Origin of the sequence: Sphingomonas sp. PP-CE-1G-424, from assembly GCF_004341085.1 — a bacterium.
Classification (GTDB): domain Bacteria; phylum Pseudomonadota; class Alphaproteobacteria; order Sphingomonadales; family Sphingomonadaceae; genus Sphingomonas.
Genome location: NZ_SLXW01000002.1, coordinates 254,588 through 271,336, shown reverse-complemented (window position 1 = coordinate 271,336; position 16,749 = coordinate 254,588). Strand labels below are relative to the sequence as shown.

Below are 16,749 nucleotides of genomic sequence, written 5' to 3'. Positions count from 1 at the left end.
AAGCGCGCGGGCTTCGTCGATATCCCATTCGTTCGATAGGGTATTGCGCGCGATGTCGGTCCCTTGTAGCCTTTGCTACCGAAACACCCTGTTGCACACAGCAACACGACGCTCGGCCTGGATCAACCGGAGATTATCCATGAAGAAGATCGCATTCGTACCGATACTTGCAGTCCTCGGCCTTGGCCTCGCTGCCTGCAACAAGACTGCCGATACGGCCAACACCAGCTCCGTCGAGACGAACACGGTGGTCGAAGAGTCGGATGCGAACTTCTCGGCGGTCGATGGCATCGATACCGCCAATGATGCAGACATCGGCAATGCCGAGCTATCGAATGGTACGACGAACGCCCAATAAGCGCATCGGTCAGCGAGCGGGGCAAGACGATCGCTGGCTTTTCGCAGAGTTGAAAATATTACTCCCCCATACCGGGGGAGTTTTCAGTCGTTGCGCAAGCAATGTTTGCTAACGGCTTTTCCCTCTAATTGACCGTCCAAAATCTCGTCTTGTTTTTAAGGCGTCTCGTCGCCGATCAATAGTTCAGCGTATTCCCATCGTAGCGATGTGGATTACAAAGTCGCAACGTCAAGGCGAAGTGAAGCTCCCTGGACGGACCCTCGGCGGCTCGGCGGATCTCCCGGCGAGCCGCTTTTTTGGTCGTTGGTCGCGCGGGGCAAACGGCCAACGTCTGGACGAGGTCATGACCGGACGTGCGCGCTGCCAACACGCACACGCGGCGACAGACTTACCGTGTGAAACGAGAGCGGGCTGGAATGACCCTGCGATCATTCCAGCCCGCTTTCATTGCCAGCATCCCTGCATCACTGCCGGGTCACATAGTGCACCGGTGCGATTACATCGGTGGCGTCAGGCCGTCCTTGCCCACTGCGACCGACCTGGCTCCCTTGGAGTCCGCCGTGATGATCGCGAACAGCTTCTGGCCCTTGGCGAGCACGGACCGCTCGGCCGGCTCGAACCGGACGATCGGCGTGCCGGCGGGAACCACGACCTGTGCCTTGCCACCCTTGTACGAGATGCTCAGCTTGGTCTCGCCGGGCTTGCCTGCGCCGCCGGTAACGGTGCCGTTGGTCATGCCGCTCTGCTGCGCGACCGTGCCGTTCGTCATCGCGCTCTGGCCATCGACCGTACCGTTGGTCATCGCGCTCTGCCCGTCGACGGTGCCGTTGGTCATTGCGCTGGACCCATTCGTGCCGCCGCCTGCAGCCGCGACCGCGCCGGGGACGTCCCAGGGATAATGCCCCTCGCCGGTGCCACGCATCGCCTCGGGGAAGATGACCAGTTCGACCGCGCGCAGCGCGTCGTCGGGACCGGTCGTCGCGGTGCCGATGAAGTCGCCGTCCTTGAGCGTCGACAGGTCGGACTTCACCACCCAGGCGAACTTGGTGTTGGCGTCGAGCGGTACGGTGGCCGACTTGCCGTCATAGGTCTGGACGGTCAGCGCGTCGGTGCCGATCGCAGTGATCACGCCGCGGACGCGGTTGACCGCCGGGGTCGCGCTCGCCGCGGCGCTGGTGTTGCCCATGGCGATGTTCGCGGTCGAGGTGTTCGAGTCCGTCGAAGTCGTCTGACCACAGCCGCCCAGGACCGCGATCACGCCGCCCAGCAGCATCAGCTTTTTCGTCAACATCGCAGTAAGTCCTTCACAATATCAAAGCGTAGCGCCGAGACGGCACCGGCGATCGGTTCGCAGACGGCCATGATGATATGGTCGATGTACCTCAACGCCGGAAGGGACAATCGGTCGCATCGCATGGACAGGGCGGGCGGGCGACCGGAAGGCCATTTCCGCGGCGGCAGGCCGACTTCGGCTTTCCGTGCGTCGCTGCCCCGCCTAGAATGTGCCGATGCAGAATATCAGAAACATCGTCGTCCTGACGGGCGCCGGCATCTCGGCGGAGAGCGGGATCGCGACGTTTCGCGGGCCGGGCGGCTTGTGGGAGGGGCACCGGGTCGAAGACGTGTGCACCCCCGAAGCGCTCGCGGTGGATCCGGAACTGGTGCACCGGTTCTACGATCTGCGGCGCGCGGCTCTGGCGGGGGTCGAGCCTAACGCCGCGCACCACGCGCTGGCGCGGCTGGATGCGGCTTGGGAGGGCGAGCTGCTGATCGTCACGCAGAATGTCGACGATTTGCACGAGCGGGCGGGGGCGACGCGGATGCTGCATATGCATGGCGAGTTGTTGTCGGCCTTGTGTGCCGTGTGCGGCGCGCGCGAACCTTGGACTGACAGCTTGCCAGAGGGGGCGACGTGCGCGGCGTGCGGCTCAGCCGCGTTGCGGCCGGACATCGTGTTCTTCGGCGAGATGCCGTACCAGATGGAGCGGATCGAGGCGGCGCTGGCGAAGGCCGATCTGTTCGTGTCGATCGGCACGTCGGGCGCGGTGTATCCGGCCGCAGGGTTCGTCCAGACCGCCGCGTATCACGGTGCGCGGACGCTGGAGCTGAACCTCGACCCTTCGATGGGGAGCGTGTTTTTCGAGCAGACGCGGATCGGGGCGGCTGGGGTATTGGTGCCGGCGTGGGTTGATGAGGTGCTCGGCTCGTTACCTGGCATCCACCCCGGCGGAGGCCGGGGCCCAGTTGGGAAGGCCTGAGTGACGGAGCGCTGTCCGTCGTGACAACCGTCCCCCAACTGGGCCCCGGCCTTCGCCGGGGTGGTTGTGGAGTGGGCGCAGGTTGGTGCTGACCGAGGGCGGAAAGATTGTTCTCCTGCGAAGGCGGGAGTCCAGGCTGGGCCCCCGCCCTCGCGGGGGAACAGTCTTTTGCGTGAGGATCAGTCGACCCAGTCGAGGCCCATGTCGCGGTAGACTTCGCGGTCTTCGTCCCAGCCGGGTTTGACCTTTACGTGCAGATACAAATGCACGGGCTTGCCGGTGATCGAGGCGAGTTCGATGCGGGAGCGGGCGCCGATCTCTTTGATCCGGACGCCGCCCTTGCCGAGCACGATCGCGCGCTGAGTCGGGCGTTCGACGAGGATCTGCTGGTGGATCTCCAACGAGCCGTCCTGGCGTTCGATATACTGCTCGGTCTCGATCGTGCTCGCGTAGGGGAGCTCGGCGTGGAGCTGGAGATAGAGCTGCTCGCGCGTGACTTCGGACGCCAGCGCACGCTCGGTCGAGTCGGAGACCTGATCTTCGGGGTAGTGCCACGGACCTTCTGGCATCGCCTTGGCGAGCTGCGTCTTGAAGTGGGCGAGGCCGTCGCCGGTGCCGGCGCTGATGAAGAACGTCTCCGCGAAGGGCAGCAGCGCGTTCAGTTTCTCGGCGTGGATCAGCAGCTTGGTCTTGTCGGCGAGATCGACCTTGTTGAGGATCAGCCAGATCGGTTCGGTGCGGCCGACCAGCGATTCGACGATCGTGGTGACCTTGCCGCCGATCCCGCCCTTGGCGTCGACCACCAGTGCGATGATGTCGGAGCCTTCCGCGCCACCCCAGGCGGCGGCGACCATGGCGCGGTCGAAGCGGCGCTTGGGCTCGAAGATGCCGGGGGTGTCGACGAGCAGGATCTGCGTGTCGCCCTCGATCGCAACACCCATCAGCTTGGCGCGCGTCGTCTGCGCCTTGGGGCTGACGATCGCGACCTTCTGGCCGACGAGCGCGTTGACGAGCGTCGACTTGCCCGCGTTCGGCGCGCCGACGATGGCGACCAGGCCGCAATGCTTGGGGGCGGAGATTTCAGACGTGGTAGGTTCGGTCACTTAGGCTCTTTTCGGCATCGGGATATTCGGGGGTGGTCATACAGACAAAACGCCCTCGCGTCATTCCCGCCAAACTGCGGGCCCGTCGTGCGTTGTGCGCAGTCTCAGAAAGGGATTTGTTCGCGCAGAGGCGCAGAGGACGCGGAGGCGTTGCGAATGAGGCGCCGGCCCTCTGCCATCATACGCAGCCGAGTATCTCGGTGTCTTGCCGGGCACGACCTTGCCCTAATCGCACCATCTCCGCGCTCTCTGCACCTCTGCGCGAAAAAATCCTTTTTAGCCCAGCTTCTCCAGCAACGCCTTGGCGGCCGCGGTTTCAGCTTCCTGCTTGCTGGAACCCGTCGCGGTCGCTTCGGCTAGCTTGCCGACGGAGACGAGCATCGTGAATTTCGGGGCGTGGCCGGGGCCGGTGCGTTCGACGATGGTGTATTCGGGGGGCTTGCGGTTGTGCGCGGCGGCCCATTCCTGGAGGGCGGACTTGGGGTGTTGCGGGGCCTTTGCACCGGCCTGGACGCGATCTCCCCATGCGCCGCGGACGAAGGCGCGCGCGGCGTCGAGGCCGGCTTCCTGGTACCAGGCGCCGATCAGCGCCTCCATCACGTCGCCGAGCACGTTGTCGCTGTCGCTGGCGCCGTCGTCGCGCGCCTGTTTGCCGAGCTTGAGGTGCGCGCGGACGCCGAGTTCGCGGGCGACATCGGCGCAGACGGGGCCGGTGACGAGCGCGTTGAGGCGTTTCGACAGCGAGCCTTCGGGGTCGGTCGCAAAGAGTTCGTACAGCCACTCGGCGATGATCAAGCCGAGGACGCGGTCGCCGAGGAACTCGAGTCGTTCGTAGTTCGCCGCCGCCTGACTGCCGTGCGTCAGCGCGCGCTCATAGGGGGCGAGGTTGGTTGGTGCGCGGCCGAAGAGCGTCTTCAACCAGCCGGCGAGGTCGCTCAAAAGCCTTCCCCGATACGGCTCCAGCGCGCGGCACTGACCCAGGTCCACGGCTTCAGCCATTCGGCATCGCCGTCGGTCGAGAAGAAGTTGACGACCGCCTTGCCCTCGACGTTCTCGAGCGGGACGTAGCCCATGCCCTGCGGCGCGGGGAAGCGGCTGTCGCCGCTGTCGTCGCGGTTGTCGCCCATCACGAAGATGTGGCCGGCGGGGATCGTGTAGAGCCCGGTGTCGTCGCGATCAGGGAGTTCGGCCTGGTCGAGGACTTCGTAACTGCGGCCATCCGGGAGCGTTTCGCGGAAGCGGGGGTAGCGGCAGATCTGCACGTTCGCGACGACGTCGACGTACGGCGCGCCGCATTTCTCGGCGTTGAAATTGGCGGTCAGAGGGATCGTGAAGTCGGCGATGCGGAGCTTCGGGATCGCCTTGCCGTTGAGGTAGACGGTGCCCTGGCGCATCTGGATGGTCTCGCCGGGGAGGCCGATGACGCGCTTGATGACGTCGTGATCGAGCACTTCGGGTGCGCGGAAGACGACGACGTCGCCGCGCGTCGGCGTGCTGCCGAAAATGCGGCCGGGGATCAGCGGTATGCCGGCGGGCAGCGACCAGCGCGAATAGCCGTAGTTCCACTTCGACACGAAGAGATAGTCGCCGATCAGCAGCCGGGGCAGCATTGATTCGGACGGGATGCTGAAGGGCGCGAAGATGAAGCTGCGCAGGATCAGCACGACCACCGCGAGCTTCAGCAGGAAGCGGAACGTTTCGCTCGTTTCGGAACGTATGGGTTTGGTCTTCACGTCATTTGCCATGTGCGCGGGTTTGCTCAACCTGCGCCTATCGTCAAGCGTGTGCGGGATACGTGTCACCGAAAGAACGTTGTCGCGGTCTCGCGCTTGCAGCATGACCGGCGCGCACGTCTATTCGGAGAAGTAGCATGACCGCCGACTGGTCCAAGATCGAAGCCCTGCCCGCCACCAAGCTGACCGACCTGTTCGCAGCGGACTCGGAGCGCCTCTCGAAGCTGAGCCTCGACGTCGCGGGGATCCACTTCGACTGGTCGAAGACGCACCTGACGACGGACATGGTCACCGCGTTCGAGGAAATGGCGAAGGCGCAGGATCTGTCGGGCAAGCGCCAGGCGCTGTTCTCAGGCGAGGTCGTCAACGTCACCGAGGGCCGCGCGGTCGAGCACACCGCCGAGCGCGGCGAGGGCAAACCCGAGAGCGTCGCGATCGCGCAGGCGAGCCACGCGCGGATGCGGACTCTGATCGACGCGATCGAGGCCGAGGCGCTCGGCCCGGTGCGGCATATCCTGCACGTCGGGATCGGTGGGTCGGCGCTGGGGCCGCAGTTGCTGGTCGATGCGCTGGGGCGTGACGACAAGCGCTACGACGTGGCGATCGTCGCCAATGTCGACGGCGTTGCGCTGGAGGACGTGTTCGCGAAGTTCGATCCGGCGGCGACTCTGCTCGTGGTCGCGTCGAAGACGTTCACGACGACCGAGACGCTGATGAACGCCGAAAGCGTCCTGCAGTGGATGACCGAGCATAATGTCGAGGACCCCTATGGCCGTGTGATCGCGCTGACCGCGTCCCCTGAGAAGGCGATGGAATGGGGTGTCGATGAGACGCGCATCCTGCCGTTCGCGGAAAGCGTCGGCGGGCGGTATTCGCTGTGGTCGACGATCGGTTTTCCGGCAGCGATTGCGCTGGGTTGGGACCGGTTCGAGGAGCTGCTCGAGGGTGCTGCCGAGATGGATCGGCATTTCCGGCTGTCGGCGCTCCACGAGAACGCGCCGGCGCTCGCGGCGTTCGCGGACCTGTATTACACGCAGATCCGCCATGCCGAGACGCGCGCGCCGTTCGCGTATGACGAGCGGTTGCGGTTATTACCGAGCTATCTCCAGCAGCTGGAGATGGAGTCGAACGGCAAGTCGGTGACGGTAGACGGCCAGCCGCTCGGGCGTCCTTCGGCGGCGATCACCTGGGGTGGCGTCGGGACCGAGGCGCAGCACGCGGTGTTCCAGTTGCTGCATCAGGGTACGCATCTGGTGCCGGTCGAGTTCATCGCGGTGATCGAGCCGGGCGATACGTTGCCCGAGGAGCATCACCGGGCGCTGCTGCTGAATGCGTTCGCGCAGGGGGCTGCGCTGATGGCGGGCAAGCAGGTCGAGGATCCGGCGCGGAGCTATTCGGGCGATCGGCCGTCTTCGACGTTGCTGCTGGACGATCTGGATGCGCGGACGCTGGGCGCGCTGATCGCGTTTTACGAGCACCGGGTGTTCGTGAACGGGGTGCTGTTGGGGATCAACTCGTTCGACCAGTTCGGGGTCGAGCTGGGGAAGGAAATGGCGAAGGCGGCGGAGAAGGGCGGGCAGACGTTCGATCCTTCGACGGATGATCTGATCAAGCGCGCGTTTGGGTAAAACACGGTCGTCATCCCGGACTTGATCCGGGATCCAGAGCCACGCGCGGCACCGGGCGTTGCTCTGGATCCTGGGTCGAGCCCAGGATGACGGAGCTTCGATACCATCGGAGCGTTTGCCGATTATGCCCATCTTTCTCGCCGTCGCGCTCGCCGCCTCTCCTACTATCGCGCAGATGAAGTGGGAGCGGCGCGTGTTGATCGTCTCCGCCTCGACAGCCGGAGACCCCGCGCTCGCGGAGCAACGGCGCATCCTCGTCGGGTGGAAAATCCACGCCGCCGCCCGCGACCTCACTGTCGTCGAAATCGTCGGCGACACGGTCCGCGGCGCAAGCGACCCAGCCTCAGCACTCCGCCGCAAATACCACCTCCCCGCCAGCTTCACCGCGATCCTGATCGGCAAGGACGGTGGCGAGAAACTCCGCAGCGCCAAGCCCTTCCCCGCCGCAACGCTGGAGGCGACGATCGACGCGATGCCGATGCGCCAGGCCGGCCACCGATAGAGACAGCCGATCAGTGTGATCGGCGCGGCGGGGTTGCCGCCGCATCCGCCCTGCCCCAGATGGCATGCAAAGCCGCGAAGAGCCGCGCGACCTGCAAGGACTGCCTGTGACCGATTCCCAATTCGACTATGACCTCTTCGTCATCGGCGCTGGCTCGGGCGGCACGCGCGCATCGCGCGTCGCCGCGGCGCACGGTGCCCGCGTCGCGGTCGCCGAGGAATACCGGGTCGGCGGGACCTGCGTCATCCGGGGCTGCGTGCCGAAGAAGCTGCTGATCTACGGCGCGCATTTCGCGGAGGATTTGAAGGACGCCAAGCGGTTCGGCTGGCAGGTGCCCGACAATTGTGCGTTCAGTTGGCCCACGCTGCGCGACAACGTCATGGAAGAGGTCGACCGGATCAACGGCGCGTACACGACCACGCTGCAGAACAATCATGTCGACATCATTCACCAGCGCGCGGTCGTCTCTGGGCCCAACGAAGTCACGCTGGCCGATGGCACCGTCAAGACCGCGGCGAAAATCCTGATCGCGGTCGGCGCGCATCCGCTTGTGCCCGAATTCCCCGGTGCCGAGCACGGCATCACCTCGAACGAGGTCTTCCACCTCGATGATGTGCCCAAGCGCGTGCTGATCGCCGGCGCGGGCTATATCGCCAACGAGTTTGCCGGGATTTTCCACCAGTTCGGGTCGCACGTGACGCTGGTCAACCGCACCGACGTGATCCTGCGCGGTTACGACGAGTCGATCCGTGACCGCCTGCTCCAGATCTCGATGAGCAAGGGCATCGATTTCCGGTTCAACGCCGCGTTCGAGAGCATCGAGAAGGGCGAGGATGGTTGCCTGACGGTCAGCATGAAGGGCCATGAGCCGATCGTCGTCGACCTCGTGATGTTCGCGACCGGTCGCCTGCCCAATACCAAGGGGCTCGGGCTCGAGAGCGCTGGCGTCGAGATGGACGCGGCGGGCGCGGTGATCGTCGACGAGGACAACCGCTCGAGCTGCGACTCGATCTTCGCGGTCGGCGACGTCACGAACCGGATACAGCTGACCCCGGTCGCGATCCGCGAGGGGCAGGCATTCGCCGACACGTTCTACGGCAACAAGCCGACGCGGGTCGATTACGCCAACGTGCCCGCCGCGGTGTTTAGCCACCCGCCGATGGCCGGCGTGGGCATGACCGAATTGCAGGCCAAGCAGGCGCTGGGATCAGTGAAGGTCTACACGTCCGATTTCCGGCCGATGAAGAACGTGCTGGCAGGCCGCAACGAGCGCTCCCTGTACAAGATGATCTGCGATGGCGAGACCGACCGGGTGGTGGGCATCCACATGATCGGGCCAGACTGCCCCGAGATCCTGCAATCGGCGGCCGTGGCGGTAAAGGCCGGACTGACTAAGGCGGATTTCGACGCGACGGTCGCACTGCATCCGACGATGGCGGAAGAATTAGTCCTTATGAAGTAAGGGATTCTCTGCTTTCGGCGAGCAAACCTCGAGGCGGATCACCGTCCTGATAGTCACAGGTGAGCGGCAAATCCCTGCAACACATGGGTTGTTGCGGAAAAGACACGGCTTGTCGCGCAATGACCACAACCCTGGCGGAAGGCTGGATGCCGGCGAAAACGCGGCGTAAGCCCCCTCTCCCGGCAGCATACGCAAACATGCGCGGCGCCGGGACCGTCTCCATGAGGAGCGGTTCGCGGGAGTGGATCAGGGCATGGAAGCGCGGGAAATCGCGACGCAGGATACCGACAGTCGGCGCACAGCCCGACCTGACGGTGCGATGCGCGTACCGTCTGTCCCGATGCGACTTCCCAACAGGGGACTTTGGGACATGAAGACGATGATGGCCACGGCGTTGCGCGCGGCACTGGCGACGACGACGATACTCGGCACTGCGGCTGCACTGGTTGCCCCCGCATCGGCGCAGACCACGACGGCGGCGATCCGCGGCCAGGTGCGTGATGCCGCCGAGGCGACGGTCGCGGGCGCGACCGTGGTCGCGGTGAATGACGGGACCAACCAGACGTTCCGCGCGACCACCAGCGCGACCGGCAGCTATGTGCTGAACGGCCTGCGCCCTGCCACCTACACGATCACGTTCACCGGTCCCGACGGCAAGATTTCGGCGCAGCGTATCTCGGTCGGCGTCGGCCAGTCCGCGACGCTCGACGCGGTGCTCGCGGCACCGACCGCGGTGGCCCCTGCCGCCGGCGCGACCGCCGAGGGTGGCACCACCACCGGCGGCGCCAACGAAGGCGGCGAGATCGTCGTCACCGCGGGGAAACTGGTCGAGACCAAGACCTCCGAAGTCGCGACCAACGTCAGCCAGAACCAGATCCGCATCCTGCCGCAGGGCGATCGCAACTTCCTGACCTTCGCCGCGCTCGCGCCGGGCGTGCGCTACAACGACAGCGAGACCAACAAGGGCATCACCGCGGGCGCCTCGCCCGCGAGCCAGGTCAACGTCTTCATCGACGGCACCAGCCTGAAGAGCCAGACGCTCGGCGGTATCGCCGGCCAGACCGACAGCCGCGGCAACCCGTTCGGGCAGCTCGCGGTCGGCGAATTCCGCGTCCTGACACAGAACTACAAGGCCGAATACGAACAGGCTGGGTCGGCGATCATCACCGCGATCACCAAGTCGGGCACCAACGACTTCCACGGCGAGATGTTCGGCCAATATACCGATCGCAGCCTGACCGCTGCCAACATCAGCGACCAGCGCGCCGGCCGTGACAAACCGAAGTTCGAGCGCAAGCAATACGGCATCTCGCTCGGTGGCCCGATCATCAAGGACAAGCTGTTCTTCTTCGGCGCCTACGAAGGCAACGACCAGGATCGCGCATCGAGCGTGACCGTCGGCACCCCAACGCCGCAAAACCTCGCGCGCTTCGGCCAGTATGAAGGCACCTATGTCAGCCCGTACCGCGGCGATTTTTACTTCGGCAAGCTGACCTTCACGCCCGACGAGCGCCAGGTGTTCGACCTGTCGTTCAGCCGCCGCCAGGAGACCGACATCACCGGCTTCGGCGCCAATTTCGGCTCGGCCAACATCGCGTATTCGGCGGCAGTCAACAAGATCAACAAGACCGACACCTACACGTACAAATGGACCTATACCGGCGACAGTTTCCTCAACGAATTCAACGCGACCTATCTCGATACGGTCTACAACCCGTCGTCGCTCAACCCCGACGATCCGAGCTTCCAGTTCGAGGGCGTCATCACCTTCGGCGGCAAGGATTCGACCCAGCGGATCAGCCAGCAGAGCTACACGTTGCGCGACGACCTGACGTATAACGGCCTGGACAACCACGTGATCAAGGGCGGCATCCGCTTCGCCTTCCAGGATTATGACTTCACCAAGAACTTCTACGTCCAGCCGAACTACTTTTTCCAGAACGACGCGAAAAGAGGGCTCGATTTCAGCTTCCCGGCGACCGCGCAGCTCGGCGTGGGCAATCCGCGGATCATCGCGTCGAACTCACAGCTCGGCGTGTATCTGCAGGACGACTGGGATATCACTAACAAGCTGCAGCTGAACCTCGGCCTGCGCTGGGACTACGAAAGCAATCTGTTCAACAACAAGTATCGCACGCCTGCCGCGGCCGTCACGACGTTGAACGCGCTGCCCCGGACCGATTATTTCGATCCCGCGAACTACATCACCGACGGCACCGATCGCCCGACGCGCAAGGACATGTTCCAGCCGCGCGTCGGCTTCAGCTATGACTTCAACGACGACCAGCGCACCGTCCTGTTCGGCGGCTACGGCAAATATTACGACCGCAACGTCTTCAACAACACACTCGACGAGCAATTCCGCCTTCAGTACCAGACCGGCATCTTCTACTTCTCCCGCGATGGCCAGCCGCGCGACGGCAACCCCACCGTGGTGTGGAACGAAAGCTATCAGACGCGGGAGGGCTTGCTCGCGCTGCGCCAGACCGCGCAGACCGGCCTGCCCGAACTGTTCGCGGTGAAGAACAACGCGAAGGCGCCGTCGACCGATCAGTTCAGCCTTGGCCTGCGCCAGAAGTTCGGGATCTTCCGCGCCTCGGTGACCGGGTCGTATGTCCGCGGGCAGAACGGCTACACGCACCTGTTCGCGACGCGCAACGCGGACGGATCCTGCTGCGATACGACGATCCCGCGCGCGAACGGCTTCGGCAACGTGCTGATCGGCTATGATGGCCTTCGTACGCGCTACAAGGCGCTGCTCGTGACGATCGACAAGGATTACACCGTGTCGTCGGGCTGGGGCTTCAACCTCACCTACACGCTGTCGAAGGCGGAGCAGGACGGCGGCGATCTGTTCAGCCTCGATAAGGTGACGCCCGATCAATATGGCTGGCGGCCGATCGCCGATCAGGACGAGCGCCACCGGATCGTCCTGTCGGGGATCGTCGACCTGCCGATCGGCTTCCAGTTCTCGACGCTGACGACGCTCGGCAGCGGCACCGCGTTCCAGCTGCTCGACCAGTCCGCCGGCACCAGCATCAACCAGCAGACCATCCGATCGTTGTACCGGCCGAAGAACTGCCTCGGCAGCGTGTTCGCGTTCTGCGAGGTCAATCTGACGCTGCAGAACAACATCAAGGTGTTCAACACGCACAACATAAACGTCGCGGTCGACCTGCTCAACGCCTTCAACAACAAGAACTATACCGGCTATTCGGGCAACCTCGGGGTCGGCGAGAGCTATAGGTTCGGCGGGCCGACCAACCTGCCGACCGGGCTGCTCACCCTGCCGCGTCGCTTCCAGTTCAGGGTCGGATATCGTTTCTGATGCGTTAATCGGCGGGCGGCCATGTTGGTTGCCTGCCGCCATCGGCGGTCCCCGATCAGGAGTATCCATGCTCGACAGACGGCAGTTTCTGGGCACCGGCGCACTATCACTTGGCGGACTGACAGCAGGGTGTACATCGGTCGGACGACCGATCGTCAAAGCGTTTCAAGAGGTTACGGGCTTCACCCCGGCCCCGGCGCCGTCCGCCAACCCGCTTATCGACAATCTGCAGGAGCGCGCGTTCCTGTATTTCTGGGATACGACGAATCCGGTGACCGGGCTCGCGCTCGATCGCTGGCCGACGCCGTCTTTCTCGTCGATCGCCGCGGTCGGTTTCGCGCTCACCGCGTATCCGATCGGCGTCGTCAACGGCTGGATCACGCGCGAACAGGCGCGCAAGCGGACGCTCGCCACCTTGTCGTTCTTCGCCGACGCGCGGATGGGTCCCGAGCCGACCGGTAACAGCGGCTACAAGGGATTCTTCTACCACTTCCTCGGCATCACCAAGGGCCAGCGGTTCGCGCGCGCGGAAGTGTCGACGATCGACACCGCGCTGATGCTCGCCGGCATGCTGTTCGCGCAGAGCTGGTTCGATGCGGATCATCCCGAGGAGCAGCGGATCCGGGCGCTGGCCGACCAGATCTACGGTGCGGTCGACTGGACCTGGATCACGCCGCGCGCGCCGTTCCTGTCGATGGGCTGGCACCCCGAGAGCGGCTTCATCCCGAGCGACTGGAACATCTACAACGAGGGGATGCTGATGTACCTCCTCGCGCTGGGCTCGCCGACGCATCCGCTGCCGCCGTCGACCTGGACCGCGCTGACCGCAAAGTTCGAGCCGAGCTGGACCGATCGCTACGGTACGGCCTATCTCCATTACCCGCCGCTGTTCGTGCACCAGTACAGCCATGTCTGGGTCGATTTCCGCGGCATTCGCGACGCCTATATCGCGACCAAGGACATCGACTATTTCGAGAACAGCAAGCGCGCGACGATCGCGCAACGCGACTATGCGATCGCCAACGGCGGCAGCAACGGCGCCGGGTTCGCGGGCTATGGACCGGACATCTGGGGGCTGACCGCGTGCGACGGGCCGGGCGATTTCAAAGCGACCATCGGCGGGCGGCCACGCCAATTCTTCAGCTACTCCGAGCGCGGCCCCGGAGCCCGCGACGACGGGACGCTGGCGCCCACGGCGGCGGTCGGATCGATCGTATTCGCGCCCGATCTCGTCATCCCGGCGATCACCGCGATGCACGATCGCTACGGCAAGGGCATCTACGGCAAATACGGGTTCTTCGACGCGTTCAACCCGACGCTGACCGAGATGGGCGAACCGTTGAAGCACGGCCGCATCGTCCCCGACGTCGGCTGGGTGGACAACGACTATCTCGGGATCGACCAGGGGCCGATCGTCGCGATGATCGAGAATTGGCGGACCGGCATGGTGTGGAACACGATGCGGAAGAACCCGCATATCCGCCGCGGGCTGGACCGTGCCGGGTTTACCGGGGGATGGCTGGCGCGAGTCCCGTGACGGGGGTTTCGCGGAGGCGCCGGAGCGCCTAGAGGATCGACATACCCGATCCTCGAAAGGTTACAGCATGCGTGAAGCCGCCATCGTCTCGACCGCCCGTACCGCCATCGGCAAAGCGTATCGCGGCGCGTTCAACGCGACCGAGGCGCCGGTGCTCGCGGGCCATGTGATGAACGCGGTGGTCGAACGCGCCGGGATCGATCCGGCGCGGATCGACGAGGTGTTCTGGGGCGTCGGCAACCAGCACGGCACGCAAGGCGGCAATGCGGGGCGGATGGCGATCTTCGCGGGCGGGCTGCCGGAGTCGGTACCGGCGTTCACGCTCGATCGGAAATGCGGGTCGGGGCTGACCGCGGTGGCGCTCGCGGCGCGGACGATCATCTGCGACGAGGCCGATGTCGCGCTGGCCGGCGGGATGGAGTCGATCAGCTATACCGTGACGAAGGACGCGCCGCGTTTCGTCAATGCGAGCGTCGTGGCGAAGGAGCCGGCGGCGTATATCCCGATGATCGAGACCGCCGAGATCGTTGCGGAGAAATACGGCATCAGTCGCGAGGCTCAGGACCAATACGCCGCTATGAGCCAGCAGCGTGCGGCCGCCGGGCTGGCGACCGGAGCATTTGCCGAGGAGATCGTGCCGATCACCGTCGAGAAGGCGCTGTTCGACAAGCAGGGCGCGCATGCCGGGATCGAAAGCGTCACGCTGTCGCAGGACGAGGGCATTCGCGCCGGCACTACGCTGGAGGGACTGCGGGGGTTGAAGACCGTTTGGCCGGGGGGCGAGTTCTCGGGGCCAGGATCGAGCGTCACTGCCGGCAATGCGAGCCAGTTGTCGGACGGCGCGTCGGCGCAACTGCTGATGGATCGCAGGACCGCGGAGGCCGAGGGGAAGGACATCCTCGGAATCTATCGCGGGTTCCAGGCGGCCGGGTGCAGCCCGGCGGAAATGGGTATCGGGCCGATCTTCGCGATCCCGAAACTGCTCGAGCGGGCGGGGTTGTCGGTCGCCGATATCGGGCTGTGGGAACTGAACGAGGCGTTCGCGTCGCAGTGCCTGTATTGTCGCGATTTCCTCGGGATTGATCCGGAGAAGTACAACGTCAACGGCGGTGCGATCGCGGTCGGGCATCCGTTCGGGATGACCGGCTCGCGGCTGGTCGGGCATGCGCTGATCGAGGGCCGCAAGCGCGGCGTCCGCTATGTCGTGGTGTCGATGTGCACCGCCGGGGGCATGGGCGCGGCGGGGTTGTTCGAGATCGTCTGAGCTCCTTCGCCCTCCCTGGAAGGGAGGGTTGGGGTGGATCGCCCAGTTGGCAAGCGTCTTGTTCGCCCAGCAGCCAACCCACCCCCGGCCCCTCCCTTCCAGGGGGGGGGGGAAACAGTTCCGGACTTAGTCCGCGAAGAGCAGGACGGGGGTTTCGAGGTACTTCTTCAACCCTTGCACGAAGCTTGCCGCGTCCCAGCCGTCGACGACGCGGTGGTCGCAGCTGATCGACAGGTTCATCAGCTTGGCGCGAACCACCTCATCACCCTTGAACACCGGGCGTTCGACGATCTTGTTGGGGCCGATGATTGCGACTTCGGGGCGGTTGATCACCGGGGTCGTGGCGATGCCGCCGAGGGGGCCGAGCGAGGTCACAGTGATCGTGCCGCCGCCCATTTCGCTGGGGGCGAGCTTGCCGGCGCGCGCGGCTTCGGCGAGGCGGGTGATCTCGGTCGCGAGCTGCCAGACGTTGCGGTCCTGTGCGTCCCGGATCACGGGGACGGTGAGCCCCGCGTCGGTCTGCGCGGCCATACCGAGGTGGATGGCGCCGTGGCGCGTGACCACGCCCGCTTCGTCATCGTAGCGCGCGTTGAGCATCGGGAAGTCGGGGATCGTCTTGCAGATTGCGACGATCATCAGCGGCAGCATGGTGAGCTTGGGGCGGCCGCCGCGGTTGGCGTTGAGGTCGGCGCGCATCGCTTCGAGGGCGGTGACGTCGATCTCGTCGACATAGGTGAAGTGCGGGATCGCGCGCTTCGACGCGGCCATGTTCTCGGCGATGCGGCGACGCATGCCGATGACCTTGATGGGCTGGTCCTCGCGGGCGCGTGACGCGTGCGGGGGGTGATAGCCTTCGCCGGAGCCGTAGCGGAGATAGGCGTCGAGGTCGGCGTGGCGGACGCGGTCGGAGTCGGTCTTTACCGAGGCGAGGTCGATGCCGAGATCACGCGCGCGGGCGCGGACTGCGGGGGATGCGAGCGCGTGCGCCTTCTGCTCGGTCTCAGCCGCGGGAGCGGCGTGCGCCTTCTGCTCCCTCTCCCCTGCGGGGAGAGGGCTGGGGTGAGGGGTTGGGGCCGTTGCCGGCGTTTCCGCCTGGGGCTGCCCCTCACCCCGACCCTCTCCCCGGAGGGGAGAGGGAGGTGTCTCAACCACCTCTTCGACGCCGGGGTTTTCGGCTTCGTATTGTTCCGCCGTCTCGGTCTGCGCCGACGTCAGCGGCGCGGCGACGACTTCGTCTGCGGCGTCGACCGCGTCCGTCTCGATCACCACCAGCGCGGCACCGATCGACACCTGGTCGCCGACTTCGCCCGCGAGTTCGACGACCACGCCGGTCACCGGCGATTCCATCTCGACGGTGGCCTTGTCGGTCATCATGTCGGCGATCGGCGAGTCTTCCTCGACACGGTCGCCGATGGCGACGTGCCATGCGACGATCTCGGCCTCGGAGATGCCTTCGCCGATGTCCGGCAGCTTGAAGGTGAAGCGGGCCATCAGAAAATTCCGTTCGTTTCGAGCGAAGTCGAGAAACTTGCGTGAGGGATACCGGAGGCTTCTCGACTGCGCTCGAAGCGAACGG

At 65.2% G+C, this 16,749-nt stretch carries 13 protein-coding genes; 8 read left to right on the top strand and 5 right to left on the bottom strand.

Going from position 1 to position 16,749, the window contains the following annotated elements:
- The first annotated feature begins 139 nt into the window (after window positions 1-139).
- Window positions 140-358, top strand: a complete 219-nt coding sequence (locus C8J43_RS06350) for a hypothetical protein (RefSeq protein WP_060526483.1) — start codon at window positions 140-142, stop codon at window positions 356-358.
- Between the two features lie 496 nt (window positions 359-854).
- Here C8J43_RS06350 and C8J43_RS06345 read toward each other — a convergent pair whose 3' ends face one another.
- Window positions 855-1,649: a hypothetical protein gene (locus tag C8J43_RS06345; protein ID WP_133030207.1), complete on the bottom strand. Its 795-nt coding sequence runs from the start codon at window positions 1,647-1,649 to the stop codon at window positions 855-857.
- A 217-nt stretch (window positions 1,650-1,866) separates the two neighbouring features.
- On the opposite strand from C8J43_RS06345, the gene C8J43_RS06340 reads away from it, so the two are divergent.
- Window positions 1,867-2,616: an NAD-dependent deacylase gene (locus C8J43_RS06340; protein ID WP_133030206.1), complete on the top strand. Its 750-nt coding sequence runs from the start codon at window positions 1,867-1,869 to the stop codon at window positions 2,614-2,616.
- 179 nt (window positions 2,617-2,795) lie between these two features.
- Here the strand turns inward: C8J43_RS06340 and era are convergent, their stop codons facing one another.
- From era to lepB, 3 genes are all read right to left on the bottom strand, one after another.
- Entirely contained in the window at window positions 2,796-3,719 is a 924-nt protein-coding gene (gene era, locus C8J43_RS06335; RefSeq protein ID WP_207893342.1) for a GTPase Era, read from the bottom strand.
- 276 nt (window positions 3,720-3,995) lie between these two features.
- Window positions 3,996-4,658, bottom strand: a complete 663-nt coding sequence (rnc, locus tag C8J43_RS06330; protein WP_107954640.1) for a ribonuclease III — start codon at window positions 4,656-4,658, stop codon at window positions 3,996-3,998.
- A complete protein-coding gene (gene lepB / locus C8J43_RS06325) occupies window positions 4,655-5,464 on the bottom strand; it encodes a signal peptidase I (RefSeq protein ID WP_133030204.1) in 810 nt (269 codons plus the stop codon). The genes rnc and lepB overlap by 4 nt, the downstream gene beginning before the upstream one ends.
- A gap of 125 nt (window positions 5,465-5,589) precedes the next feature.
- Between lepB and pgi the strand changes: the two genes are divergently transcribed.
- From pgi to C8J43_RS06295, 6 genes are all read left to right on the top strand, one after another.
- Complete coding sequence (gene pgi / locus C8J43_RS06320) at window positions 5,590-7,080, top strand: glucose-6-phosphate isomerase (protein ID WP_056065526.1); 1,491 nt, start codon at window positions 5,590-5,592, stop codon at window positions 7,078-7,080.
- A 124-nt stretch (window positions 7,081-7,204) separates the two neighbouring features.
- A complete protein-coding gene (locus tag C8J43_RS06315) occupies window positions 7,205-7,582 on the top strand; it encodes a DUF4174 domain-containing protein (RefSeq protein ID WP_133030203.1) in 378 nt (125 codons plus the stop codon).
- 106 nt (window positions 7,583-7,688) lie between these two features.
- On the top strand, window positions 7,689-9,044 hold the full coding sequence (gorA, locus tag C8J43_RS06310) for a glutathione-disulfide reductase (RefSeq protein WP_243645451.1): 1,356 nt from the start codon (window positions 7,689-7,691) through the stop codon (window positions 9,042-9,044).
- Between the two features lie 370 nt (window positions 9,045-9,414).
- A complete protein-coding gene (locus tag C8J43_RS06305) occupies window positions 9,415-12,372 on the top strand; it encodes a TonB-dependent receptor (protein ID WP_133030201.1) in 2,958 nt (985 codons plus the stop codon).
- A 67-nt stretch (window positions 12,373-12,439) separates the two neighbouring features.
- Window positions 12,440-13,909, top strand: coding sequence for a glucoamylase family protein (locus C8J43_RS06300; RefSeq protein ID WP_133030200.1), 1,470 nt, complete (start codon window positions 12,440-12,442; stop codon window positions 13,907-13,909).
- A gap of 67 nt (window positions 13,910-13,976) precedes the next feature.
- Entirely contained in the window at window positions 13,977-15,173 is a 1,197-nt protein-coding gene (locus C8J43_RS06295) for an acetyl-CoA C-acyltransferase (protein WP_133030199.1), read from the top strand.
- A 126-nt stretch (window positions 15,174-15,299) separates the two neighbouring features.
- Here the strand turns inward: C8J43_RS06295 and C8J43_RS06290 are convergent, their stop codons facing one another.
- On the bottom strand, window positions 15,300-16,664 hold the full coding sequence (locus C8J43_RS06290; protein WP_133030198.1) for a dihydrolipoamide acetyltransferase family protein: 1,365 nt from the start codon (window positions 16,662-16,664) through the stop codon (window positions 15,300-15,302).
- Between the last annotated feature and the right edge of the window lie 85 nt (window positions 16,665-16,749).